This window comes from Acinetobacter sp. CFCC 11171 (assembly GCF_003268405.1).
Taxonomy (GTDB): domain Bacteria; phylum Pseudomonadota; class Gammaproteobacteria; order Pseudomonadales; family Moraxellaceae; genus Acinetobacter; species Acinetobacter amyesii.
On sequence record NZ_LQXP01000027.1, the window covers coordinates 20,580 to 46,482 of the forward strand.

A 25,903-nucleotide genomic window follows, 5' to 3' on the forward strand; every position below is an offset into this window, starting at 1 on the left:
TTTCCTTGTTATTTATTTTTTAATGTATCGAAAGGTGAACCACTGGCAGCAGGTTTTTTCGCTGTAGTCTGCGTTTTTGCTGTCGTGGTAGTTTTCTTTTTGCTTGCTGCTGTAGTCGTTTGTTTAGACTTGGTAGACGCTGTATTGGTTCGTTTTTTAGCTGGTGTTGTCTGTTTAGATTTCACATTGCTCGAAGATTCTGTACTTTTTTCACGAACATCTGCTGCAGCAGACGTAGATTTATCAATCGTCGGCTGAATATAACGAATATTATCCGACAACACTTTGGCAGGAGAATAGGTCTGTTCATCTAGAGTACGATTTTCATTACTCCGCATATGATTCAGCGCATTATAAGAAATAGCGATACCTGCTAAAAAAGTGACATCAGTAAGTTCAGGCGACTGATAGTTCTTTTCTCGCAGCAGATTGACCGCTTGCAATGCTTTTAAATTGTAACCATTAGCTTGATATTTTTTGGCAATATCTACAAAAATTTCATTTTTTAAGTTCTCATTTTTCTTATTTTTTTTGTCACATAACTGATTATAAAAACCAATAATCTCTGGATCTGTATCACCTACTGCCAGTGGATAATCCTTTAAACAGGATTTTTTCACAGATGCCGCTTTATCTTTTGCAAAAACGGTTTGTGTTAAACTAGCTGCTAAAATTATAGGTAATAAAACACTAAATTTATTCAAAATTGCCTCTGTATTTCTACGTGCTAAAACTTAATTTATGTGGATATGTGGAGAAATCACCACTTATTTTCCCGTGGGTTTTCTCTTCATTTATCAAAATTAAAAATATGCTGCAGATTTAACAAAAAATAAGCACATAGAGTCAATACAAAAATGTGCCAAATACTCCAAAGTTTGTCGACGATTTGTTTTTTTTTGTTTCATTTTATAAAAAAATCTTTTTCCTTTTTTTATTTAGTCTGTATTATATCGCCTAAAGCAAGACACTAAAAATATATAAGGTGTTGATTTTAAAGTTTTTATTTTTATAGCAAGAAAAAAGAGATCACAGTCAAACTTGTAAAATTTCGTACTGTGGATTCTAAATTTGATGAGTTATTTATGAATAATTTAAAAGTTTTAATTACTAAACTTTCACCTCACGCCCGCATTTCACTCGAAAAGTCAGCCAATACATGTATTTCACAGCAAAATTATGAAATCGAAATTGAACATTTTTTACTCGAATTATTAACCTATAACAATAAAAATGACCTTCAAATACTCTTAGAAAAATACAAAGTTTCTGCAGACGGTTTGGCAGATGACCTCAAAGAAAGTATCGCTCAACTTCCAAAAGGAAATACGCGCACCCCGATTTTTGCCCAATCTATTGTGCGCTTACTTGAACAAGCTTGGTTATTAGCATCTGCTGAACAAAATCCACAAATTCGTAGTGGTCATTTACTTGTTGCACTGCTTACCGCGCCAGATTTATACCAAATCGCAGCAAGAGCTTCTTCTCTATTCGATTTATTACCTATAGATACGATTAAACATAAATTTTTAGATCTTTGCCTAAAAAGCATTGAAAATGAAGATTTAGCAACAGCATCACTTGATGAAAAATCAGCAGTACAAACGAATGCAACTACGCCAGTTAAAACACCAGCTCTAGACCAATACACCATTAATCTTACTGAAAAAGCTAAAAATGGTGGCATTGATCCTGTGATTGGTCGTGAGTTTGAAATCCGCTTAATGCTCGATATTTTGATGCGTCGTCGTCAAAACAATCCGATTTTAACGGGTGAGCCTGGTGTTGGTAAAACGGCCGTTGTTGAAGGTCTTGCATTAAAAATTGCAACCAACCAAGTTCCAGATGCTTTAAAAAATGTCAGCATTCATACTTTAGATATGGGCTTACTACAAGCGGGTGCCAGTGTTAAAGGTGAATTCGAAAATCGCTTAAAACAAGTCATTCATGAAGTTCAAGCCTCTGCACATCCAATCATTTTATTTATTGATGAAGCACACACGTTGATTGGTGCGGGTGGTCAAGCAGGTCAAAATGATGCAGCAAACCTGTTAAAACCGGCGCTTGCACGTGGTGAGTTAAGAACCATTGCCGCAACCACATGGGCTGAATATAAGCAGTATTTTGAAAAAGATGCCGCATTAAGCCGACGCTTCCAAGTAATTCAGGTTGAAGAACCGACTGAAGAAGTCGCAATCGATATGCTGCGTGCCATGATTCCCGTGATGGCAAAACATTTCAATTTACAAATTGACGATGAAGCTATCGTTACTGCAGTCCATGCTTCGCACCGTTATATCACTGGCCGTCAATTGCCTGATAAAGCAATAAGTGTCTTAGATACAGCTTCTGCACGTGTTGCGTTAACGCAAAATGCACAACCAGTAAAATTGGATCAACTTCATGCTCAATTACATAATTTGAAGCTTGAATTGGCGATTCTTGAAAATGAACATAAGAATATTCCGATTCACCACGAACGCATTGAAAGTGTAAAAACACAAATATCCGCGCTTGAACAGGAGATTCAGTCAACAGAAACGCAGTGGAAAAAAGAACTCGAAATCGTTCAACAGATTAAAACGCTTGAACAAGAGTCCGAGCAAAAACCAGAAAATATTGAAACTTTAAGCAATATTCGTAACCAACTGGCAACTTTACAAGGTCAAACACCGCTGGTTTTTGAACGTGTAAATGCTCAAATTATTAATGAAATCATTTCAGACTGGACCGGCATCCCTGTTGGTAAAATGGTGAATGATGAAATTCAGCAAATTTTGAAGCTTGAAGCACAGTTAGAACAACGTGTGATGGGTCAAGATTATGCACTGCATCAACTGGTACAAGGCATTAAAACCTCTAAGGCAAAATTGGAAGATCCAAATAAACCTCAAGGCGTTTTCATGCTGGTTGGCCCAAGTGGTGTGGGTAAAACTGAAACTGCACTCGCGTTAGCAAACGAGTTATATGGTGGTGAGTCACATTTAATCACCATTAACATGTCTGAGTATCAAGAAGCACATACCGTGTCGTCTTTAAAAGGTGCCCCTCCGGGCTATGTCGGTTATGGCCAAGGCGGCGTACTGACAGAAGCAGTTCGCCGAAATCCATATAGTGTGGTTTTGCTCGATGAGATTGAAAAAGCACACAGCGATGTTCAAGAGCTATTCTACCAAGTATTCGATAAAGGTACTTTGGAAGATGGTGAAGGTCGTGTCATTGACTTTAAAAATACCACGATCTTATTGACTTCAAATGCAGGCTCAAGTGCCATTATGCAGGCTTGTTTAAATCAGCCAGTAGAAGAATGGCCGTCAGCAGAAGAACTTCTAGATGTATTAAAACCAGCTTTATATAAACAATTTAAGCCAGCATTTTTAGGTCGTATGCGTATCGTGCCGTATTTCCCATTGCACGATGATCTTCTCGTACGCATTATTCAGCATAAATTAGGCAAAATCACCGCGCGTATTGAAAAACAATATGGTACGCAAACACGCTATACCGATGATTTAGTCGAATTATTATTAAGTCGCTGTACTGAGGTCGATAGTGGTGCGCGTAATGTCGACAACATTTTAAATGCGACGGTCTTACCTGCTTTAGCCACTGAATTGTTGATGGCGATGAGTGAACAAAAGATTCCATCAGTCATTGAAATCGATGTCAAAGACGATGAAATTATTTATGTTTTAGATCCTAAAAGTAAACCTGCGAAAAAACGCAGCAGCAAAAAGACTAAAACCTTAGAAGCATAAGTTAGGAACGATGTAGAATATGAGTTTAGAGCTCGACGCTTTATTGCAACCGATTACGGATGATTTACCTTGCGGTAGTGATTTTTCATTTTCAAATGATTTTCATGCAATTAAAAAAGCTAAAACACAAGATGACCCGCTCTTGGATCAAGGCGACTGGATCGCAGAACCAAAACAGGCAGATTGGGGCTTTGTGCACCAAAAATCGTCAGATCTACTTCGCGAACATACAAAAGATATTCGCTTATATGGTTGGTTGCTTGAAGCGTGGACTCACATTCATGGTTTCGAAGGGATTGCCAAAGGGATTGAACTTACACAAAAAAGTTTGCAAGACTTTTGGCTACAACTTCATCCTGAAATTGAAGATGATGACCTTGATCAACGTCTAGGTTTATTACAAGGGATAATTAATCAAATCCCAACATTAATTAAATCAGTTTCAATCGTTCATGGCGCGGTAGCTTATTCCCTATCCGACTATGATCGACTACTTCATGTTCAAAACCAAAGACGTAAATCCAACCATGAAGATGATGATCAAGAAGAGTCTTTTAATGGTATGGAACAGTTTGAACATGCCTTGTTCAATACGTCAAAATCAATTCAATACCAGTATTACCAACAGTTTTTAGATATTTTAAACCATTGGGAAAACTTAAAAACGACTCTTGATGATTTGATGGGTTTAGATGCGCCAAGCTTTGCTGGCATTGACTCTCAAATCGAAATGATTCACTTGAGCTTAAAAAAAATCTATAAAGCAGATGCTTTTATCAATTCATCGAGTGCTGAACAGGTTCAATCAAATTCTCCAATTGAAAGCCAGACACTTTCCACTGTAACTTCCGTGCAGAATGATATGCAAATAATACAACAACAGCATACACAGCAGTTTAAACCTCAAGTGCAAAATCATCTTGAAAATCGTGAACAAGCCATGAAAGTCTTGCAAGATATTGCTGACTATTTTCAAGTGAATGAGCCGCATAGCCCTGTCAGTTATATGCTGCAAAAAACCATTAAATGGTCACAAATGCCTCTACATGAATGGTTAACTCATGTGATTAAGGATGAAAACCCTCTTGAAGCTGTACAAGAAATGTTAGGTGTTCAGCAACAAAGCAATGAATCGAATAGCGACTGGTAAAAACAATGTTTAAAGCAGAAAAAATTTTATGGGGTGAAGGATTATTTTTACGCCCACAACACTTTCAATTACAAGATGCTTATCATGAACAGCGTTTAAACCATACGGTTCGCGCAACGATACCGTTCGCTTATGGTATTCAAAGTTTAATTTTTGATGAATCGCAACTCAGTACCAACACATTAGCTTTGAATAAAGTCGAAATGATTTGGCAAGATGGTGAGATTTATCAAGCACCTGCACAAGATTTATTACCTGAGCCTGTACTACTTGATTCATTAAATTTACGCGGTGAAATGCAAATTTATTTAGCATTACCGATTGTTCAACCGAATAAACGAAACGTCAATTTTGAAGAAAATACCCAATCGAGTCGCTATCATTCACATTTGACTGAAACTCATGATTTGTTTACAGATGCGACGGCTGCTGAAATCACTTTATTACGCCGCCGTGCAGAGTTTAAAATCTTTGAATTAGGCCAAGAACCACAGCACAATCTTGATGGTTTTCTTTACATGCCTATAGGCCGAATTAAGCGCCAAAGTTCAGGTAATTTTGTTTTAGATTATCAATTTATCCCACCAATATTACATATTAGTTCGTGTGATTCACTGATTACCGGGCTTAAACGAACGCTCAATATTATCAAAGCTAAAATTAAAACCATTCAATCGAATAATCGTGAAAACGAACAAAAGTTAATTGAATTCCGTTCTGGTGATATCGTGTCATTTTGGTTGGTTAATGCGCTGAATACTGCACATGCGACCTTAAATCATTTATTGCAATATCCACTGATTCATCCTGAACGTTTGTATTTTGAATTATTGCGTCTGACAGGTTCTTTACTCACCTTCTCTACAGCTTATGAAGTAGATCAACTCCCACAGTATCAACATCATAATTTGCAAGAAAGTTTTGCTCAATTAGATGTGATTTTACGTGAGTTGCTCGATACGATTATTTCAAATCGATATATCAGTATTAACTTGAAAGAAACCCGTCAATCCTACTGGGTGGGCAGTCTTGAAAGTGACAAAATTACTCGCGATTCGCGCCTGTATTTAGCTGTTTCAAGTAGTGTGATGCCTACACATGACATTATTTCTTATGTACCACTGCGCTTTAAAGTCGGCAATACTGTCGATGTTGAACAGCGTGTCATGGCAGCATTACCTGCTGTTCCATTGCAACATATGATGCAAGTGCCAACAGCAATTCCAGTTCGTTCAGGTGTGAGTTATTTTGAAATTGAGCCAAATAATGATTTGTATCAGCGTATGCTTGATTCTGAATCGATCTGCGTTTACATACCAGCTGGCTTCCAAGATATCTCGATTGAACTTATTGCAGTGATGAATGGTTAAGGAGCAATCATGAATATTTCAAATAATGCCCCTTCACTTTTTGACGACGGTCAAATTGGATTAGGCTCTTCAAAACCAAGTGCTGAACCGAAAATCAACAGTTCAACCAATTTAGTTGATCTACTGCATGATGGTTTTTACATCGTATTCTTACTCAAAAATCAATATGTTCCATCCAGCCCTGAAAGTTTCAGGACAAAAATTATGGATCTATTAAACCGATTTGAAAGCCAAGCCCGTAAGCTTCAATTCAGCAATGAAGATATCACGGACGCAAAATATGCCTATTGCGCTTTATTAGATGAAACCATTGTCACCCAACAAGATGCACGTTTTTTTGATTTACAAAACAATTGGATGATGAATCCACTGCAATTAAGTCTTTTTGGTTCACAGCTAGCAGGTTATCGTTTTTTTGAAAATTTAGAGCAAATTCGTTCTAAGAATAAAGATCGTTTAGCAGCACTTGAAGTTTATCATTACTGCATGCTGCTTGGTTTTCACGGTAAATACCGACTTGAATCGATTGAAATGCTCAATTCACTCGTTGCACGTGTTGGCGATGAAATTGATTATATGAAAGGTAAAAAGGCGTTTTCGCCTTTCGCGGCACTGCCGGATCAAATTAAAAACATTATTCATCGTGAATTACCATTTTTTTGGATCATTATCTTTTGGGCATTGTTTGCTGTCTTAGCATTTGGTGGACTGAGATATATGCTATCCAGCCAAAATAATCAGGCGTTATCACAATATCAAAATGTCATAACTGCTCCATCGGAACAGGCTTATATCACCATTCATTTACCATAAGACTTAGACACCATGGCAAACGAAAAATCGAATAGCGTTAGAATTTTACAGTCGACTCAAAAGAATAATTTACCACCTTTAGCTCATGCTGCGATTGGCTTTCTTGTTGGTGCAGCGGTCATTATTGTTGTTGGCCTGGGATATTTTTATCTAAGTTCTGACGATCAGCCTGCAAATGCAGAAATGACAACTTCTGCCCCAACTGAAGATAAAGCTGAAACTGAGGCATCCGCTGCGCCCCGTCAAAGTGAAAATGAGCAAGCTTCAGCTGAAAAAGCACCGCAAACCGTTCATGCAACTGAAGAAAAAGATCCGGATAATGGTTTATATTCGAATGATTTAGCTACCGCTTTCAATCATGGAAATACAACAAAAGTGACTCAGCCTGTTCAAGCTGTAGCGAATAACCGTTCGCCTTTTGAAATTACCCAACCGCAGCGCCCTGTTGTAGCTGCTACAACAACCGTTAAACAACATATTCCAACCACATTAGCAAAACCTAAAGCTGCGCCAACAACAGCTAAGGTGACCAAGCCTACAGAGCCATCTACGAAAGCAGTAAAAGAAGATGAGCACTTCGAAGAGCCGATGGGCGGAACGCAAATTTCTGAAACCAAACGTCCGAAAGTGGTTGCTACAACAAACACTGCTAATGCGACTGTGAGCGCTACAGTTTCCCCATGATCATCTTTTTGGTTAGTTGTTTCTTTGTCTTAGCACTGGTGACAGTGCTTTGTTTTTCTTATGAACTCAGAATTAAAGTTCAGGATTTTTTCTTTCAAATCATTCCACAAAGTAAAAAAAGAATTCAGCACGCCAAAAATTTTGCTTATGAACTGAACTATGCAGCAGCACCACAACAGATTCAATCACACTGGCATTTACAACAATGGTGGATTTTATTTGCAGGCTTTTTACTGTTTGCCAGTATTTTATTATTTGCTTTTACTCGCCCGATAACTGCAAGTAAAGTAGAAGCAGATTATTTACGTAAAGTCGACCCACAAATTTACGCCATGCTCGATGGACAGGTTTTAGATGCGCCTCCTGAAGTTGAAGAATATCTTGTTCAAGAGGCAATCGCAGAAGAAGCAGCAATGATTGAGCAGCCATCTGTTATGGCATCAAGCTTTAACCCAGAAGTTCAAGATATCCATACGCACTCATACTCAACAGATGTGCCTTCAGCAGATCGTAAATGGCATAAAATGAACCCACGTTATAAACAACGTTTATTGATGGTGTTTAAAATTATGCGTGAACAGCATGGCTATGAAATGGTTTTGCTTGAAGGTTATCGAAGTCCACAGCGTCAAAATAATTTAGCTACCAATAAAAATACCACTCGTGCCCGTGGTTTCCAAAGTTATCATCAGTTTGGCTTAGCAGCCGATGTTGCATTTAAACGCAATGGCAAAGTGGTCATTACTGAACGAGACCCTTGGGCTATGCGTGGTTATCAACTTTATGGTCAAGCCGCTGAGTCTGTTGGTTTAACATGGGGCGGACGCTGGAAATCTATTCAAGATTATGGTCATACAGAATATCGTATGCCAGGCCTAAAAAAAACTGCAGAGATGGCGGCACTACTGACCTCTGAAGGTCAGCTTCAAGCCAATAACATTTCGATTGAGTAATTTCGATGTTGTGCCTTCAAAATATAATTGAAGGCACACCGTATTAATTTAAAAAATTTTGTATTTGCTCTATAACTTCAGTTGTTTTTTCTGCATGTAACCAATGGCCTGCACCTTCTATTTCTACAATTTTCGCATGTGGAAATTGTTGTTCTATCGCATTGATATGTTCTGCTTTTGAAATATAAGGTGACTGTCCACCTTTGAGGTACAATGCAGGCTGTTGCCAAATATTTCCGATATTTTCCCAACCAATAATTTGGTCATACTGTTTATACAACGCATCTACATTAAACAACCATTGTCCTTTACTAAACGATTTGAGTAGAAACTGTATCACCATATCTGAATGAATATACTCACGCATAATTTCAACCGCTTGTTGTCTAGATTGAATTTGCGCATTTTGTACAGCGATCAAAGCTTTAAATATTTCATCATGATGACGTTCTTGATATGCAAAGGGCGCGATATCCAATACAACAAGTTGCTCTACCCGCTCTGAAATTAAAGCCAATTGCATTGCGACCTTGCCACCCATGGAATGGCCAATCACTGAAAACTTATCGATGCCAATCGCATCTAATGTTTCGAGTACATCGTTTGCCATCTCACGATAATTCATTTCTGTACTTTGAGGTGATTTACCATGGTTTCGTAAATCAAGCTGAATGACAGAATATGAATTTTGAAAAGCTCTGGCAAGCATCCCTAAGTTACTGAGGCTTCCAAATAAACCGTGAATAAAGACAAGTGGGTGTGTTTCGCCTTCTAATTTTTGATGATATTCGTAATTTAGGATCATTTTTGAATACTTTGCTATGTTGATATTATGATGCCTAGTTGAATGAATGAAATCAAATGACAGTTAAAAAATTATTAGTCTTACTTAGGCTATTTGTAGGTAGCAAATATTTAAATTGCTTAGGCTATTTTATAAAATGAAATAGCCAACCGCATTCGACCTAAAGGTTCTTTGTCTTTAATTTGCAGATTTAAAGTAATTAAAAGGAATTTTTAAATAGCGGATACCATTCCCTTCTGGTTTTGGAAATTTACCTGTATCCATATTAATTTGTATGGCAGGTAAAATCAGTTTGGGCATAGCCAAATTTGCGTCACGCTGAGTTCGCATTGTGACAAAATCTTCTTTTTTCGTACCAACGTGGATATGAATATTCTGCTGTTTTTGCGCATGCACACTGCTTTCGCAGCAGTATTTTGACCGGTTTTCTGGTAAATAGTCATGACATAAAAACACGCGCATTTCAGGTGCTAACTGATAAATCTTTTGTACAGAGTCGGATAATACTGCCGCACTGCCCTTGGGAAAATCACAGCGTGCTGTGCCATAAACAGGCATAAATAAGGTATCACCGACAAAAACAGCATCATCACCAACCACATAGCTCAGACAAGCAGGTGTATGTCCAGGCGTTGGAATGTTATACGCATTTAGCTCACCGATTTTAAATACCTCATGATCTGCAAATAAATAATCAAAAGACTGATGTGAATTAAAATATTTCACATCAAAATTATAAATGGCGCTAAATTTTTACTGCACAATCTTAATCTTATAGATCATTGTAATTTTGCCACCAAAAAACTGTTTTAAATATTGAGATGAGGTTAATTGATATGCGTGCACATGCATTTCTAAAACCTATTATATACTTAGGCTATTTTATTGAAGTAGCCAACTGCCGCCAGACCCATAAAGTTCTCGCCAATAAAAGCGGTTAGAAATGGATGCATATTTATCAGCCATAAAACAATATATGTTTTTATAACATATTATTAAAAAAAAGATGCAAGCTCGCCAGTCTAAATATTCATTCTGACATGCCTTTCCTGATTGAAAATTTTACGTTTCAAGAGTGTTTAATTTATTTAGAATTAATTAATAAACTTGAAAAATCACGAAATATATCCTCGGGGATTTTTCAATAAAGGCTGTTTATTATGAAGTTAATTGAAATAATAGATAATTTATAGATCAATACTGATATCGCTGAGTGCATCGCTCACCCACGTTAAAGCATCTGAACCCAATTCTATAATATTCGAACCAATTTCGGCTAAGTCAGTCAAATCTAGAGAAGATAAAGGATCAGATGATGTACTATTTTTTTGCTGTTCTTGTTCAGCTTGCTGCTCAATGGCTTGATCAAGATGAGTTTGATCTAATGGAGATGAACTTGAATGTTGTTGTAATTCATAGTCGTTATTTTGCATAGGTTTATCCTGTTATGTTGTTTTATATGACGTTCAGTTGATATTAATTTGGCTCAAACTCTTTAAGCACCTTATCTACAAACCACCACGGTAAACGCTGAATACCTGAATTCATCTTTAAAATTTCAGCTTGTTCAATTTCCGCAATGAAAGAAGCATGCTGTCCATCGGCAGAGTTATCAAATAAATAACTTCGATCCGTTGCTTCTACCGCCTGCATTAACAGATCCATACTTCGATAATAACGTTCGCGAATTTTTTGTTCTGGCACACCATGTCCACCCGTTTTCACGCGGTACTGAACACGTGAAATATTGATCACAGGATCAATAGTGGAAACATAATATAGATAGGTTTTAAAGCCTTTTCTTTTTGCTTCGCGTAGAAATTCTACCTTGGAAATATGGGACATCACCGTTTCAAAGGTAAAACTAATTTTTAGTTCTAAAAACTGCAAACGGATGTAATCAATAATTCTTGCACAAAGATATGAGTCAATCTGATCTGGATGAAACTCAATTTTCCACGGATCTAATATCTGAGGTTTACGTGCTAATAGCGGAATAAATTCTCCATCAGCGGGACGCTTTTTCGTATATAGAAAGTCAATTAGTGCTTCGGATTTTAAAGCGGGATGGTAATCCAACAAATTGAGCCGGTGTGAATGTTTCAGTTGAGCTTCGAGTTCATCCGCATTTAAATATGCCCCAATATGATGGGGCAATAAATATTCTTTAACTGTGCTTTTACCTGAACCATTTGGACCCGCGAACATTCTAATGCGAGGTTGTGGAGGCATGTATTAAACAATTTCCTCTATTTTCTTTTTTCGTTTTAAAATTTTTGGTAGATCATCCACTTGTACAAAGTCGGCTGAAACATCTTTTAATTGTACTTCTTGACCATTTTGCAGACGTTGAACCAGTTGTAAACCTTTTACATAAACCACAGTGGATGACGCACTTGCTTGTTCAAAAGCATGGCGAAATGCATGTATAGCAAGGCTCGGGATCATATCGTCCTCATATTTGCTTGCTTTCAATACTGAAGTATAAGCTGTCATGTAAACAACTCCTCAAACATCAAAAATAATGTGTTCAATTATCTTATCATACTCGCAATATTTGTCTATTTTTCCATCAGCAATCCTGAGATGAAATTGATAAAAATTCAAAGTGCTTAAATCATTTGATTGTATTGCTCGAAAAGAATGTAGTATATAAGTCAACGTGTGTGGATAGTAAATCAAGAATTATGTAAAAGTTACCTACATTGGATTTATCACCCAATTAAGCATTTAATTTTTCACAAAAAAATAGCCACTTATTCAGTGGCCAAAAGAGAACGACATCAACTAGTTGATGTATTAGTACTGACCTATGCAACAGGACCAGGGATGTTTGTTGCATATAAATCGTTCTAACCTGATCATAATAATGTGATGGACTTATCATTTTAAGCATATTTCATATCATTTTAAGCATATTTCATATCATTTTAAGCATATTTCATATCATTTTCTGACAATCTAAATTTTCAACTTCTACGATTATTAGAAACTGCACCTATAGTGAATAATGCTGTAATAATTTTGAAATATTAGACGACTTCGAATTATGAAAATAGAACAAAATGAAAGAAAGCGAGACTAGAGTTTTAAAAATAGAAGAAACAATTTATTTCTCAATTTATTTTGTAGGACTCGAACAAAATGCACTTTCGTTTAAGCCAGATGACTGCATACTCTGTTGCTGTTGTAGTAAATAATGTTGTGAAGCCACTTGCATTAGATTGGCCATTTCAAGAGCTGAGTTTTGCTGAGATATTTCTAAAATCTGTCGATATGCATTCAATCTTAAACAAAATGCTTGAGTTAGCTGCTGACCCGTTGCTGTAGATGCAGGATCATCCAAAATGGCTTTGGTTGAATTAATTTGCTCAGTATATGCTTGTATCTGAGCATTATATTCAGCTTGAGTCAGTTGTGGCGTAACCGTTTCATTCACATTTGCATGTATTACAGAAGCAGTAAACACAGAGAAAATAAAGACATAAAGTTTATACATCAATGGAGAATGCATAAATTAGGCCTCATCACCTTCTTTCCAGACATCTTCATAATCATCAGCATCGATCATAAAACGATAGCCTACATCCAAAGCTAAATACGGTAGTACTTCAGGCACGACATCTTGCAGTTTACGCACAGTCATTGTTTCAAAGTTATCTGCGCCTTCAAGCTCACCACCATAAATATACCAACTGACATTTTCATCACCTTCTGCAGGCTTACGAATACCAACAATTGGATCTTTATTTAAGGTATGAACAGCCACAGCAATTACATCATCGCCCTGCACTTCTACATATACAGAACCCACTTCTTCACATAAAAGTTTTTGTTCTGCAATCAGTTCTGCCAAAGGTGATGAATTTTGCGTATGTTTTGCCATGTTTGTTCTCAGGCCATATAGGTTTCGGGCATTCTACCGTGAATTACACTTATATAGATAAATTTTTTCCGTGGGAATGCATTCGAGCCTTGTTTTATCAATTCATTTATAGAAAAAGACTCAATGCGGTAGATTCCATGTAAAGGTATAAACAGGAATAAAGGAAACTTAATTTAAGACATATACCGCTCAAACACAGAAATAGACGAAAAAAAATAAAATCAACATTCAAACAGCAAGCTTCTTTACCACCACAGATTTAACTTTTGCCAATGCCTGTGCAAATTTGGACAAATACCCGATTTTCCAAACTTACATGATTTATGAAAGAAATCGTCAATGCCTTGCACGTTTCATAGATTCAAAACACTGACTAGAAAATACACAGGATGGTTAATACGCTTATATATAGGTCTATAAAGTATGACTTAGCTAGGCAATAAATGTTCATCATATCTAAAGCTGCCTACTTATAAGGAAATGCTCCCGCAGAATATTTAATTCGCTAAGGCAAACAAAATATCTAGCTTGAGCCCTATCATTTATGAAAACCTTTTATTGACCTAGAAATATGCTTTATAAACCATAAAAAAATTAACTATCTTTTAGTTTTTATATACTTAGCATACAAACCTGATTTATTATTTCAAATAACTCGATTGAAAACTGAGAACAATTTAGATTCCTTTACACTCGAAATAAGTTAAACCTTAGAATTTTTTAAGTCGCTGTATAAATACCATCTTTACGGCTATGCATGCTTAGGCTGTTCAACTAACGATCTATAAGGTGGATACACAAATCAGCACACCTTTTAGATCATTCGCACTGGTTATTGCTAAACGTACGCACCACGATAAAGCAAGTTTACACAAAAAATATCAAAAGTTTTAGCCAATTGGGTTTAAAATGATGTCCTACAATATAATGATAAAAATGTAATCTTTTAACATTGCCAATTATCTGCAAAGTTCGCATTATATAGCCCATTCTCGGCACATGCTTTTCACGTCAATTCAAAGAAATTATAAAAAAAATGTGGAATTTTATGCCATAATGAGCAAACTTTGCAGGTATCTTGCAAAGTAAATTTGCAACTTTTTATTGGAGCAGGCTGAATGAGCTCGACCATTTTGGTCATTCATGGACCGAATCTCAACTTACTGGGAAAACGTGAACCCGAAGTTTATGGCTATCTGACACTTGAAGATATCAACCAAAAACTGATTTCACAGGCTCAAAACGCTTCCATTTCTCTCGACACTTTCCAAAGTAATTGGGAAGGCGCTGTCGTCGACCGAATTCATCAAGCGCAACAAGAAGGCGTTCAATTCATCATTATTAACCCAGCAGCCCTAACACATACTTCGGTTGCTGTGCGTGATGCCCTTCTTGGTGTAGCCATTCCGTTTATCGAAGTACATCTATCAAATGTCCACGCTCGCGAAGCATTTAGACATCACTCCTATCTATCTGATAAAGCCGTTGGCGTTATTTGTGGTTTAGGTGCAAAAGGCTATGCCGCAGCACTAGACTTCGCCATCGAAAAAATTCAACCAACTTCTCAATCTTAATTAGGAATACTGTTCATGGATATCCGTAAAATCAAGAAACTCATCGATTTGATGATTGAATCTGACTTACAGGCGATTGAAGTTAAAGAAGGCGATCAATCGATTGCTCTAACTCGTCGCAATCCAGTAGTTGCTGCCGCTGCGCCTGCTATGGCTGCACCTGCCGCTGCGCCTGCTGCACCTCGTTCACCACGTGGTGCTGTTGAGCCGTCTCCTATGGTTGGTGTGTTCTATGCTGCGCCAAATCCAGGTGAAGCACCATTTGTGAAAGTTGGTCAAACTGTATCTGCTGGTGAAACACTCGGTATCATCGAAGCAATGAAAATCATGAACCCAATTGAAGCAACTCAAAGCGGTGTGATTGAAGAAATTTTGGTTAAAAATGGCGAAGTGATCCAATTCGGTCAACCATTATTCCGCTATCGCGCTTAAGACCACGGGGAATCACAATGTTGCAAAAAGTTTTAATTGCAAACCGTGGTGAGATTGCGCTCCGCATCACCCGCGCTTGCAAAACTTTAGGAATTAAAACCGTAGGGATTTATTCCGATGCCGACAAAGACCTAATGCACTTACGCTTCTGTGACGAAGCAGTGTGTATTGGACCAGGTGCCAGCAGCGAAAGTTATCTTAATATCCCTGCCATTATTACAGCGGCTGAAATCACCGGTGCAGATGCCATCCATCCAGGTTATGGTTTCTTATCTGAAAACGCTGAGTTTGCTGAAATTGTAGAAAACTCAGGTTTTATCTTTATCGGCCCGCGTCCTGAACACATTCGCTTAATGGGGAACAAAGTTTCTGCCATTATTGCGATGAAAAAAGCCGGCGTACCGACTGTTCCGGGTTGTGACCATGCTGTAACGATTCACAATGCATTGGCAGAAGCCAAAGAAATTGGCTTTCCATTGATTGTAAAAGCTGCCTCAGGTGGTGGTGGTCGTGGTATGCGTATCGTTGAACGTGTAGACACGCTACTCGAATCTGTACAAGCTGCTCAACGTGATGCGGAAATGTGGTTTGGTGACGACACCGTTTATATGGAACGTTTCCTTCAAAAGCCACGCCATGTCGAAGTGCAAGTTCTTGCAGATGGTAATGGCCATGCGATTCACCTTTATGATCGTGACTGTTCATTGCAACGTCGCCATCAAAAAGTGCTTGAAGAAGCGCCTGCACCGGGTTTACCTGAAGAAGCACGTGCGCATATTCTTGAAGCATGTGTAAATGCTTGTAAATTGATGCAATACCGTGGTGCGGGTACATTCGAGTTCTTATTTGAAGAAGGTGAATTCTTCTTTATTGAAATGAATACTCGTGTGCAAGTAGAACATCCTGTTACTGAGCAAGTAACTGGTGTAGATATTATCGAGCAACAATTACGCATTGCTGCCGGTTTAGGTTTGGATCTTCAACAAGAAGATATTCAACTTAAAGGTCATGCGATTGAATGTCGTATTAATGCGGAAGATCCATCTACATTTATGCCTTCACCGGGCAAAATCGATCATTTCTATGCACCGGGTGGCGCAGGTATCCGACTAGATTCTCATATCTATCAAGGATATAGCATCCCACCATACTATGATTCAATGATTGCAAAACTCATTGCGCATGGTAAAGATCGTGAAACCTCTATTGCGCGTATGAAACAAGCTCTCGAAGAGATTATCTTAACTGGCGTGAAAACCAATATTCCGCTACATAAAGATTTGATTCTTCAAGATAAAAATTTCTGCGAACAAGCAATGGATATTCACTATCTTGAAAAGCATCTATTAAAGAAAGTCGAAGGACATGAAGATAAATAAATCTTCAGCGTCAAAAAAACACTCAAATGAGTGGTTTTTTATTTTCATAAGAAAGATCTATAGTCATGCTTAAGGCAAAACTCGACGCAATGTCGCAAAACACTGCTGAGCCTGATCATTGGCACAGAAATTTATAACCGATGGACTTTTCCACTTTACAAAGTACTGTGAAATTTCGCCGGTTTGATCTTGAATATTGCCCGAACAATCCATCTGATTATTGTCATATTTCACTTGCAAAATCAGTGCTGGAATTTGCACATTCGGATCTTGCGCAGGTTGATAGTCATATACCCCAGATGACCACTCTTCACCGCTTTTGATCACAACATCATTATTACTCTTAAAATTATAATATTCGACGCACTTTTTATTGGTCGGAATTTCCATGCCCCATAAGCCAACCAATTCAGAACGTGTTGTCACCCTAAAGCTATTCACCGCTTCAACTTGATTTTTAGCCTCTGAATTTTGAGTTGTATTCTTATTATCTGCCGCCATCACCAACGATGAACTCAACATGAGTAAAACTGTAAGATATGCTATTTTCATACATTTAATCAGTCATATAAATCATGCTCTTAAAGTAACACATTTTTTTACAAATCCGCGGTTTATCACATTTTCATAACAATCATTTTTCATCTTTATCCAGAAAATCAATCTCCATTAACGAAACTACAAATTAGCTAAATGCCAAACAAATCACACTATTTACAATAAAATAATATAAAATCTTTTTTATCGTTTAATATACGAAAAAAACGAATTCTCCCATATTTAACCTAGGCTTACATAAGCTAATGAAACTGCATTCGAATAGTCTTGCTCCGCTTAATACACGCCACAGCATGGCTTTTGTCATAGTCGCTGCAGTTATTTTTTGCTGCTGCTTAGTCGGTATTTTCAGCCGCCCATTAAGCTATTTAGCGATTTTTTGGCCTGCCAATGCAGTATTGTTAGCATTATTCTTAAGGTTTCCCAAACTCAGTAATCTGGGAGGATGGTTAGGTGCATTTACCGGTTATATGCTCGCAGATTTAGTGACGGGTAATTATTTCCAACTCACCCTATTTCTTACTTTTTCAAATTTAACCAACAGCATGGTATCGCTATTTTTTATGCGATATTTTCAGGTGAACTATCAAAACTATAATAAAGGTTTCACCTTTCTTACCATGATTGTCATCATCGCCTGCGGCGGATGCCTTGCGGGTGCTCTTTTTGCCATTTTCACCGTGCCTTATATCCCCAATACGTTTATGTCAACCGATCGATTATCGATTGATTTTGGTATGTGGTGGATTACTGAAATATTAAATGCGCTGATTATATTACCGCTTATTCTGTCTTTTCCTAAACTGGCCGATCTTAAACTTTATTTCAAAGATCGACGTCATCAAAGCTTTCAGATCAATAAAATATTTCCGGCAATTGCAGTTGTCTTCTGTGTATTTTTAACAGCTGTTTCTGCAGGTCCAGGGGCAATTCTCTACCCTTTGGCGGCTTTGATTTGGGCAGCGTTAACCTATCGCTTATTTACCCTATCCCTAATTAATGCAGTGGTAATTTTAGCGACCTATTACAATTTAAATGCGTTCTACTTACACGATTCTTCATTAGCCTATTTATCGACAGCAATTTCAGTTCGTATAGGCCTAGCCATGCTGATTCTCTCGCCGTTGATTCTTTGTATTATTAGCCGAAATCGACACGAACTTTATAAAGAGGTTTTATACCTTGCAAATCATGATAGTTTGACTCATGCGATGAATCGTCGATATTTTTTCGAGCAAGGTGAACTTTACCTACAAAATCAAATTCAGCTTAACTTTTCCATTATCATGATGGATATTGATCATTTTAAAAAATTAAATGATCAATATGGGCATTATGTCGGTGACCAAGTTTTACAAGAATTTTCGAGCGTTGTGCGTAAGAATTTACGTGAAACAGATTTATTTGCACGTATTGGTGGTGAAGAGTTTAGTGTATTACTCACGAACATTGCAGCAGCTGAAGCTCAAGGTATTGCTGAACGCATCCGAAAAGTCGTTGAAACTACACCTATCATCATTGATGAACAAAATACGATTTATATTACGGTGAGTATTGGTCTGATTCATCAGTCTTTGCCCAATGCTCCAAGTTTGCAAAGTATGATTAATCAAGCCGATCAGGCATTATATCAAGCTAAAGAACTCGGCCGTAATCAAGTGATTTTAGTCCATTGAGACTTTTCAATATACTGAATGTTTCAAGCTGGCTTTTGGATCGTTTTAGGCAAGCTCACGACCAAAAACATGGCAGGTATAACCGCCAGTCCTGCAATCATAAAAATAACGGGTCCCGAAAGCATGTCCCAATATCGACCTGCTAAAATACTGCCACTCGCAACACCTAAGCCCCACATGGTACTGTATAGCGCTTGACCACGCCCTTGTTGACTTGCGGTAAAATTTTGAAAAATGATTCGCATAGCGATTAAGTGGAATAATCCAAAACTAAAGGCATGAATCGTTTGCGCAGCAAATTGAGTGATAAACACCGTCGGATATAAGCCTACAATCAACCATCGCATCCCTGTTAGCCCCAAACAAATGAGCACTAAGTTACGCCAAGAATATCGATTAAAAAAGACATTGGCATAGGCAAACATAATGATTTCCGCAATGACTCCGACAGACCATAAAAAACCGATTTGGCTCGTCGAAAAATCAGCCTGCATAAGGTAATTGCTATAAAAACTATAAAACGGTGCATGCGAAAAGAGCAGAAAAAATTCAATGATAAAAAAACTCGCTACAACTGGTCGTTTTAAGATAGGCCAAAGTGGTTCAAGTTTTTTCTGTGAAGATGGTGCAGTAGCGGGCTCTTTAATCGTAAATGACCAAATAAATGCGAGAAATGCAATGCATAACAACATGATAGGCAGCATTGAAACAGGTATTATTTCTAGCAAAGCCCCAATTCCAAATACCCCAACAATGAAGCCAACTGATCCCCATTTTCTGACTTTTCCATAAAGTTCTGCACGCCGCTCAGCTAACCAAAATAAAGTTACTCCTTCAAACTGAGCCAATATAGCATTTTGAAAGAAACTAAAAACCAGCATGAGTAATGCAACAGATTGAAAACTGTTGGGAATTATAAAAATCAGAAACCAAATACAGGCTTCCATCCATGTTGCGATTCGAACTAAAAGCATGCGCTTGCCGGATTTATCTGCAATCCAACCCCAAATAAACGGTGCAAAAAAACGTGTGACAATTGCAATCGAAGATAAAATACCTATTTCTTGATAATTAAACCCTTGATCCTCTAGATACAAACTCCAATACGGCATGAATGTACCCACTATTGAATAATAGAAAAAGTAGAATCCACCGAGTTTGGAATGGATTGGAATGTTAAGCATCAAGCTGTATTCCTTGTATTTACAACAGGTTATAAACTTTTCAGAGTTGTATACTTTTGCATCTAAAAGGCTTGGTTAGGATATGGCGAGTATACAAATTTATTTTAATTAAATTATTTCAAAATTTGTATACTTTTACAAAAAAACTAAGCATTATTTTATTTTTTTATTAATAAACATGTATTTATTTTTATCTTTAGAATTATCACATATTAGTAAAAAACCGCCCGAAGACGGTTGTTATTAACGATAAAAGTTATAAAACTTTTTGAGCATTCATTTTATTGACGAGCTAGAGATGGAAATAAACACTCAACAATACGTTGGGTACTCCATAAACCAATTTCTTGATGATGCATATGAGGTGCTAAATACTTTAGAAGTTTGTTGATCTTGTATCCTGTATTCGTACTTCCATCAAATTGTTTCTTAAGCTCAGCCATTTCATGGTTCGCTAAATAACTAAATGAATTGGTCTCTAGGAAGTTTTTTACAAACTCATTATTTACTTGATTTTGTTTGGAATCTACTGATTTACCTGCAATCCAGTCATAAATAAAAGTTTTTTCAACAGCATTAAACACTCCAAACATTTTACCGTCTTCGTCGTGAATCATCTGCCAAAACCTACTCTCTTCAGGTGGTCGATTCAATTTTATCCAGCCCATACGGACAAGTTCAAAAATAAACTCTTCAACACTATCATCTTCAGACAGCCATTCATTCGTTGTTTTATTATTAAACATGCACTTATTGCTATGCATGTGTTTACCAACGATCGCCTTTTTCTTAAATATTTCTAGCACCATCTTTTCAGTGCTTAAATTTTTAATTATCTGAACTGAACTCATTCCTTTGTTATTTAGGAGAAAGCCGATTTTGAGTTTACGAATGAACTCTTCTTTAGATCTGTACCTTGTAGAAAGTTTTTTAATAGCATTGGTTGCAAGCTGCGCATGCCCATTATCAAAATTATCTATCGTGATATGAACATTAAAATAGTGTGCATCAATTCCAAGTTCTTTTAACTCGTAATTGCTTATTAGCAAATGTAAAGGAAGTTGTTCATAGCCTAAATTAAAACCTGCTATCTCTGGTATAAACTCTGAAGGTGCATATGCAAGCGCAAGCTGTATTGCTGCCTGATGGTAATAGGCATCAGATAAGTTTAAAGATAGTTGATTCAAACCATGTGCCAGTAGTAGGTTGTCGTACATTCTCACGTGATTGGCTTTTTCTGAACCGAGACCAAGTTCCTCTAAATATATCTGAATAAAATCTCTAAATACTGGATCATTCCAATACTGAGTAAAGCTATATAGCCATGAACCATCCACTTTTTTTGTGGGTGCAACCTTGTATAAAAACTCATAAGCTTTACTAACTGATGAAAAATACTCTCTTCCTCCACCTTGCTTTCTTCTATCTAGGTATTCTTTATAATATTCACACTGTGTACGGTTATTATGATGAATCCAATCGACAAGATGGTCTATCTCATTTGGCATCTCATCAATGTGCTCGAGAGTTAGAATTTCATTTTCTAAAACCTTAAATGCCTTTAATTCTTTGGCTGAATTAGGTATTGAAGCATCTAAGAAGAACTCAACAATTTCGAAATATTTCTGATGATCTTTGGTTATTAAATTTAAGATTCTTTCTTTTACTGCTGTAGGCATTATAATTCTCACGCGGTAAATGATTCTTCTTAACCATAGTTCAGAAAATAAGTAGTATTTGTTAATTTTTTTTAATAAAATTTAACGCAATGTAATATTTTAAAAATTTTAATATATAAAACACACCTTTAGCATAATTTTTAACAAGTTTTTAAAAAGTAACATTTTTTTGATGTGACTTAATTCACATATTCATATTTAAATATCAATTATGATTTTTTTATAAAATATTCATAGGATAATTTATATGAAATCAATTTTTGACTTTATTTCTAAAAAATCCCTATCGATAACGCTATTTGAAAGTGCGAGTGCAGGTTATTTAGCATATAGAATTTCACAAGATAAAAACTCTGGAATACTTCTGGATGGTTCTATTGTTAGTTATGACTTACTATTCAAGAAGCGCATTTTGAATATAAAACAATCACTTATAGATAAATATACTGCTGAATCCCCAGAAGTAACCACTCAAATGATTATAAATGGAAAAAAATTATTTAAATCAGATATTTATATTTCTTGCACTGGACTTTTAAAGCGCGGAGGATCCGAAAACAAAAAGAAACCTGTAGGTACTTTTTTCTATTGCATTTATTTTAAGAAAAAATTTTATAATTTCAAAATTTTAACTAAAGGTAAGCCTATCAAAAAATTAAAAATACTATATAAAGCTCTATGCAAGTCACTCACTAAAATATTAAAAAATTATTATTGTTAGTTTAATGTAATTAAAAAATGACTATTTATGTATATAAAACAGTCCCTAAATTTTTACTTTTAAACAAATTGAAACTTAATAAAGATTATGTAACATCTTTAATAATCATATTAGCAATATTCATGTTAATAATAAATGGTCTACTGTAATTGAGTAGATTATCTAATTAATCTTTAAAGGAACAGTATTATGTCTAATTATAACCAAGATCAAAATAATGATACTCGCTTACAGCACCAACGTGGCGATACTCAAAAACCTCAAAACCAACAAAATCAGCAGTCTGATCAACAACGTCAGCAGAATGATCAGCAACAACAGCAGCAACCCCAACATCAACAAAATCAACAATCTGATCAGCAGTGCCAGCAGAATGGACAGCAACAACAGCAGCAACCTCAACATCAACAAAATCAGCAGCGCCAGCAGAATGGTCAGCAACAACAGCAGCAACCCCAACATCAACAAAATCAGCAGTCTGATCAGCAGCGCCAGCAGAATGGTCAGCAACAGCAGCAGCAACCCCAACATCAACAAAACCAACAGTCTGATCAACAGCGTCAGCAGAATGATCTGCAAGACCAATAGTCAAAGTAACAACATTAATTTTTATTTGCAGAAGTAGCTCAGGGATCGCTACTTTTGCAATTTATTAAATAATTTATCGGAGTTATTACTATGAACGACCATCAAAATGAACATCCAATACATCATGACTGGCGCACGGATTACTCCAATAGACCGTACTATGGGGATCTGCAACGCGAAGTGCCAGATATAGATTATGACCGTGATCTAAGGTCAGCTTATGAGCTTGGTGAGCGCGAACGTCATTTGTACGGTGAAAATGCGCGTTTCGAAGATTCTGAGCCGGATTTACAAACCAAATGGGAAGAGTTTAAAGCAGATTCTCGCTTGAAATGGGAACATGCTAAGCATGCGATTAAGGATGCTTGGGATAAAATTTAACCCTGTATGTATGTAAAACTAGAATTAATAAATTGTATCAAATATGGACTTCATAAAAATAATTCTGCATGACACCTCTTTTAACTTTGCATTGGAAATTATTTTCCGATGCATCATTATGTTTATCTTAATTATTATTTTTTTAAGATTTTCAGGGAAAAGAGGTGTCAGGCAACTTTCAGTATTTGAGTTAGCTATTATTTTAAGTTTGGGATCTGCAGCAGGCGATCCCATGTTTAATGATGATATCCCCATCATTCAAGCACTCATAGTATTTGCAGTCATTATTCTTCTCTATAGATTAACTACATACCTCATCATGAAATCAGATTCATTTGAAACCATGTTAGAAGGTAGGCCAATGTATATCGTCAAAGATGGCTTATTGATTGTTGAAGATATCAAACAGGAAAAGTATTCATATGACGAATTTTTTGCTGAGTTAAGGCAAAACAAAATAGAACACTTAGGGCAAGTCAAATCAGCCTTACTTGAAACAGATGGGTGTCTAAGTGTAATCCCTTATGCCAAGGATAATATTAAATGGGGACTACCAATTTTTCCTGATCACTACCAAAAAGCACAGCGTTTTGATTCCAAAAAATACTATTCGTGCATGCTGTGTGGTCAAACACAATTTATTAGTTCTCTAAATGCTCAATGCCCCCGCTGCAAATGTGAACGCTGGGCTGAATCTGCTTTTTATTGTGAAAGCAACTCTATTCAACCCTCAGATTGAACACAAAATAGACAATTTTTTACTTTAAATTTGCCGAGCATCTTTATTGTCTATATTAGCTTTATGCAATAGCAAAACCTTATCTAGCACATGTACTAAATAACATCATACAAAGGGATGTAGCTCATGAAAAAATCAAATAACCCTAAAATTGATCAGTTTGAAAAAGAGGCATATGTAGACCCTAAAGGTAAAACACTGACTTCATCTTTGGGTGTACCTGTAGCTGACAATCAAAATAGTTTAAAAATAAATCAGACTGGTCCTACTCTATTAGAAGATTTTCTCTTACGAGATAAGTTAATTCACTTTGACCGTGAACGTATCCCTGAGCGTGTTGTGCATGCTCGTGGTGTTGGAGCGCATGGTTATTTTGAAGCTTATGAAGGCAACGAAAAATGGACTAAGGCTAAATTTTTGACTAATACTCAAAATCCAACACCAATCTTTGTCAGAATTTCTACAGTACAAGGCGGACGCGGCTCAGCTGATGTAGTCCGTGATGTACGCGGGTTTTCCATTAAGTTTTATACCGAAGATGGAAACTACGATTTAGTCGGTAATAACATTCCTGTATTTTTTATTCAGGACGCAATCAAGTTCCCTGACTTTGTCCACGCTGTAAAGCCTGAAGATCCGAATGAAGTTCCAACAGGTCAATCTGCGCATGATACGTTTTGGGATTTTATTTCTTTAAATACCGAAGCTTCTCATATGACTACTTGGGTGATGTCAGATCGTGCTATTCCTAGAAATTTACGATCGATTCAAGGTTTTGGTGTACATACCTTCAGATTAATTAACAAAGATAATCAGGCGCATTTGGTTAAATTCCACTGGACACCGAAACAAGGTGTTGCCCAAGTCGTTTGGGATGAGGCCTTAAAGCTTAATGGTAAAGATCCCGACTTCCATCGTCGCGACCTTTGGGATGCCATTGAACGTGGCAATTATCCTGAGTGGGAATTAGGGGTACAGATCTTTACCGAAGAAGAAGCGGCTCAATGGGACTTTGATGTTTTAGATGCTACAAAGCTGGTACCTGAAGAGCTTGTACCTATTACCCCACTAGGTAAATTTACTCTAAATCGAAATACAGATGATTTCTTTGCAGAAACAGAGCAAGTTGCTTTCAGTCCAGCCAATATTGTTTCAGGAATTGATTTTAGTAATGATCCTTTATTACAAGGTCGTTTGTTCAGCTATACAGATACGCATCTGCACCGCTTAGGAACAGCAAACTTTAATCAAATTCCAATTAATAAACCGGTCTGCCCTTTCCATACAAATCGACGTGGCGGCTATGCAAACCATGAAGTCTATAAAGGTAAAGCGAATTATGAGCCTAACTCTGTAGATGAAAATTGGCCTAGAGAATCTAATAATGATCCGCATGCATTTCGAACCCATCCTGAACAAATCCAAGGCAGCAAGTTAAGAATTAGACCAGAAAGCTTCGCAGATCATTTCTCGCAAGCGACCATGCATTACCAAAGTCTTGCTAAGCACGAACAGCAACATATAAAGGATGCCTATGCATTTGAACTTTCAAAAGTGAAAGCTGTTGAAATTA

25 protein-coding genes and 1 pseudogene are annotated in these 25,903 nt (G+C 36.9%); 15 read left to right on the plus strand and 11 right to left on the minus strand.

The window, feature by feature from the left end; all coding sequences use genetic code 11:
• Positions 1 to 8: 8 nt before the first annotated feature.
• On the minus strand, positions 9 to 704 hold the full coding sequence (locus AVJ20_RS12795; protein ID WP_111885475.1) for a hypothetical protein: 696 nt from the start codon (positions 702 to 704) through the stop codon (positions 9 to 11).
• Between the two features lie 381 nt (positions 705 to 1,085).
• Here AVJ20_RS12795 and tssH point away from each other — a divergent pair, with 381 nt between their 5' ends.
• The 6 genes from tssH to AVJ20_RS12825 are packed head-to-tail and all read left to right on the plus strand — an operon-like array spanning position 1,086 to position 8,728.
• A complete protein-coding gene (gene tssH, locus AVJ20_RS12800) occupies positions 1,086 to 3,758 on the plus strand; it encodes a type VI secretion system ATPase TssH (protein WP_111885476.1) in 2,673 nt (890 codons plus the stop codon).
• Positions 3,759 to 3,777: 19 nt separating this feature from the next.
• Entirely contained in the window at positions 3,778 to 4,908 is a 1,131-nt protein-coding gene (tssA, locus tag AVJ20_RS12805; protein ID WP_111885477.1) for a type VI secretion system protein TssA, read from the plus strand.
• Positions 4,909 to 4,913: 5 nt separating this feature from the next.
• Complete coding sequence (gene tssK, locus AVJ20_RS12810) at positions 4,914 to 6,278, plus strand: type VI secretion system baseplate subunit TssK (protein WP_111885478.1); 1,365 nt, start codon at positions 4,914 to 4,916, stop codon at positions 6,276 to 6,278.
• Positions 6,279 to 6,287: 9 nt separating this feature from the next.
• Entirely contained in the window at positions 6,288 to 7,091 is an 804-nt protein-coding gene (icmH, locus tag AVJ20_RS12815; RefSeq protein WP_111885479.1) for a type IVB secretion system protein IcmH/DotU, read from the plus strand.
• 12 nt (positions 7,092 to 7,103) lie between these two features.
• Entirely contained in the window at positions 7,104 to 7,775 is a 672-nt protein-coding gene (locus tag AVJ20_RS12820) for a hypothetical protein (protein WP_111885480.1), read from the plus strand.
• Positions 7,772 to 8,728, plus strand: coding sequence for a M15 family metallopeptidase (locus AVJ20_RS12825; RefSeq protein WP_111885481.1), 957 nt, complete (start codon positions 7,772 to 7,774; stop codon positions 8,726 to 8,728). Before AVJ20_RS12820 ends, AVJ20_RS12825 begins: the two co-directional genes overlap by 4 nt.
• 43 nt (positions 8,729 to 8,771) lie before the next feature.
• On the opposite strand, the gene AVJ20_RS12830 is transcribed toward AVJ20_RS12825, so the two are convergent.
• The 7 genes and pseudogenes from AVJ20_RS12830 to AVJ20_RS12860 form a co-directional block, all read right to left on the minus strand.
• On the minus strand, positions 8,772 to 9,533 hold the full coding sequence (locus tag AVJ20_RS12830) for an alpha/beta fold hydrolase (protein WP_111885482.1): 762 nt from the start codon (positions 9,531 to 9,533) through the stop codon (positions 8,772 to 8,774).
• A 177-nt stretch (positions 9,534 to 9,710) separates the two neighbouring features.
• Positions 9,711 to 10,394, minus strand: a pseudogene (locus AVJ20_RS12835) (MBL fold metallo-hydrolase); the annotation flags it as partial.
• A 326-nt stretch (positions 10,395 to 10,720) separates the two neighbouring features.
• Positions 10,721 to 10,966: a hypothetical protein gene (locus tag AVJ20_RS12840; RefSeq protein WP_111885483.1), complete on the minus strand. Its 246-nt coding sequence runs from the start codon at positions 10,964 to 10,966 to the stop codon at positions 10,721 to 10,723.
• 43 nt (positions 10,967 to 11,009) lie between these two features.
• Entirely contained in the window at positions 11,010 to 11,765 is a 756-nt protein-coding gene (locus tag AVJ20_RS12845; RefSeq protein ID WP_228157210.1) for a zeta toxin, read from the minus strand.
• 3 nt (positions 11,766 to 11,768) lie between these two features.
• Positions 11,769 to 12,029 (minus strand): hypothetical protein, encoded by a 261-nt coding sequence (locus AVJ20_RS12850; protein WP_111885484.1) that lies wholly within the window; start codon positions 12,027 to 12,029, stop codon positions 11,769 to 11,771.
• 625 nt (positions 12,030 to 12,654) lie between these two features.
• Positions 12,655 to 13,047 (minus strand): hypothetical protein, encoded by a 393-nt coding sequence (locus AVJ20_RS12855; RefSeq protein WP_111885485.1) that lies wholly within the window; start codon positions 13,045 to 13,047, stop codon positions 12,655 to 12,657.
• Positions 13,048 to 13,050: 3 nt separating this feature from the next.
• Entirely contained in the window at positions 13,051 to 13,419 is a 369-nt protein-coding gene (locus AVJ20_RS12860) for a hypothetical protein (protein ID WP_111885486.1), read from the minus strand.
• 1,118 nt (positions 13,420 to 14,537) lie between these two features.
• Between AVJ20_RS12860 and aroQ the strand changes: the two genes are divergently transcribed.
• Genes aroQ through accC form a run of 3 tightly spaced genes read left to right on the plus strand, consistent with a single transcriptional unit; the run spans position 14,538 to position 16,804 of the window.
• On the plus strand, positions 14,538 to 14,993 hold the full coding sequence (gene aroQ, locus AVJ20_RS12865; RefSeq protein ID WP_078190789.1) for a type II 3-dehydroquinate dehydratase: 456 nt from the start codon (positions 14,538 to 14,540) through the stop codon (positions 14,991 to 14,993).
• Between the two features lie 15 nt (positions 14,994 to 15,008).
• Entirely contained in the window at positions 15,009 to 15,425 is a 417-nt protein-coding gene (accB, locus tag AVJ20_RS12870) for an acetyl-CoA carboxylase biotin carboxyl carrier protein (RefSeq protein ID WP_078190790.1), read from the plus strand.
• A 17-nt stretch (positions 15,426 to 15,442) separates the two neighbouring features.
• Positions 15,443 to 16,804 carry an acetyl-CoA carboxylase biotin carboxylase subunit gene (gene accC, locus AVJ20_RS12875; RefSeq protein ID WP_111885487.1) on the plus strand — a complete coding sequence of 454 codons (1,362 nt, stop codon included), beginning with the start codon at positions 15,443 to 15,445 and terminating at the stop codon, positions 16,802 to 16,804.
• Positions 16,805 to 16,873: 69 nt separating this feature from the next.
• Here the strand turns inward: accC and AVJ20_RS12880 are convergent, their stop codons facing one another.
• Entirely contained in the window at positions 16,874 to 17,356 is a 483-nt protein-coding gene (locus AVJ20_RS12880; protein ID WP_078190792.1) for a hypothetical protein, read from the minus strand.
• A 251-nt stretch (positions 17,357 to 17,607) separates the two neighbouring features.
• On the opposite strand from AVJ20_RS12880, the gene AVJ20_RS12885 reads away from it, so the two are divergent.
• The gene (locus tag AVJ20_RS12885; protein ID WP_111885488.1) at positions 17,608 to 19,038 is read left to right on the plus strand and encodes a GGDEF domain-containing protein; all 1,431 of its coding nucleotides are present in this window, start codon (positions 17,608 to 17,610) and stop codon (positions 19,036 to 19,038) included.
• Positions 19,039 to 19,061: 23 nt separating this feature from the next.
• On the opposite strand, the gene AVJ20_RS12890 is transcribed toward AVJ20_RS12885, so the two are convergent.
• Both AVJ20_RS12890 and AVJ20_RS12895 read right to left on the minus strand, forming a co-directional pair.
• The gene (locus AVJ20_RS12890) at positions 19,062 to 20,222 is read right to left on the minus strand and encodes an MFS transporter (RefSeq protein ID WP_111885489.1); all 1,161 of its coding nucleotides are present in this window, start codon (positions 20,220 to 20,222) and stop codon (positions 19,062 to 19,064) included.
• Between the two features lie 281 nt (positions 20,223 to 20,503).
• Positions 20,504 to 21,901, minus strand: coding sequence for an iron-containing redox enzyme family protein (locus tag AVJ20_RS12895; RefSeq protein WP_111885490.1), 1,398 nt, complete (start codon positions 21,899 to 21,901; stop codon positions 20,504 to 20,506).
• A 247-nt stretch (positions 21,902 to 22,148) separates the two neighbouring features.
• On the opposite strand from AVJ20_RS12895, the gene AVJ20_RS12900 reads away from it, so the two are divergent.
• From AVJ20_RS12900 to AVJ20_RS12920, 5 genes are all read left to right on the plus strand, one after another.
• Entirely contained in the window at positions 22,149 to 22,622 is a 474-nt protein-coding gene (locus AVJ20_RS12900; RefSeq protein WP_111885491.1) for a CinA family protein, read from the plus strand.
• 189 nt (positions 22,623 to 22,811) lie between these two features.
• Positions 22,812 to 23,210, plus strand: a complete 399-nt coding sequence (locus AVJ20_RS18370; protein ID WP_162689766.1) for a hypothetical protein — start codon at positions 22,812 to 22,814, stop codon at positions 23,208 to 23,210.
• Between the two features lie 84 nt (positions 23,211 to 23,294).
• Positions 23,295 to 23,591, plus strand: a complete 297-nt coding sequence (locus AVJ20_RS12910; RefSeq protein WP_078193446.1) for a hypothetical protein — start codon at positions 23,295 to 23,297, stop codon at positions 23,589 to 23,591.
• Between the two features lie 43 nt (positions 23,592 to 23,634).
• Positions 23,635 to 24,330: a DUF421 domain-containing protein gene (locus tag AVJ20_RS12915; RefSeq protein WP_111885492.1), complete on the plus strand. Its 696-nt coding sequence runs from the start codon at positions 23,635 to 23,637 to the stop codon at positions 24,328 to 24,330.
• Positions 24,331 to 24,456: 126 nt separating this feature from the next.
• Positions 24,457 to 25,903 (plus strand): catalase (locus AVJ20_RS12920; protein ID WP_111885493.1); only part of this gene is annotated, 1,447 nt, incomplete at its 3' end.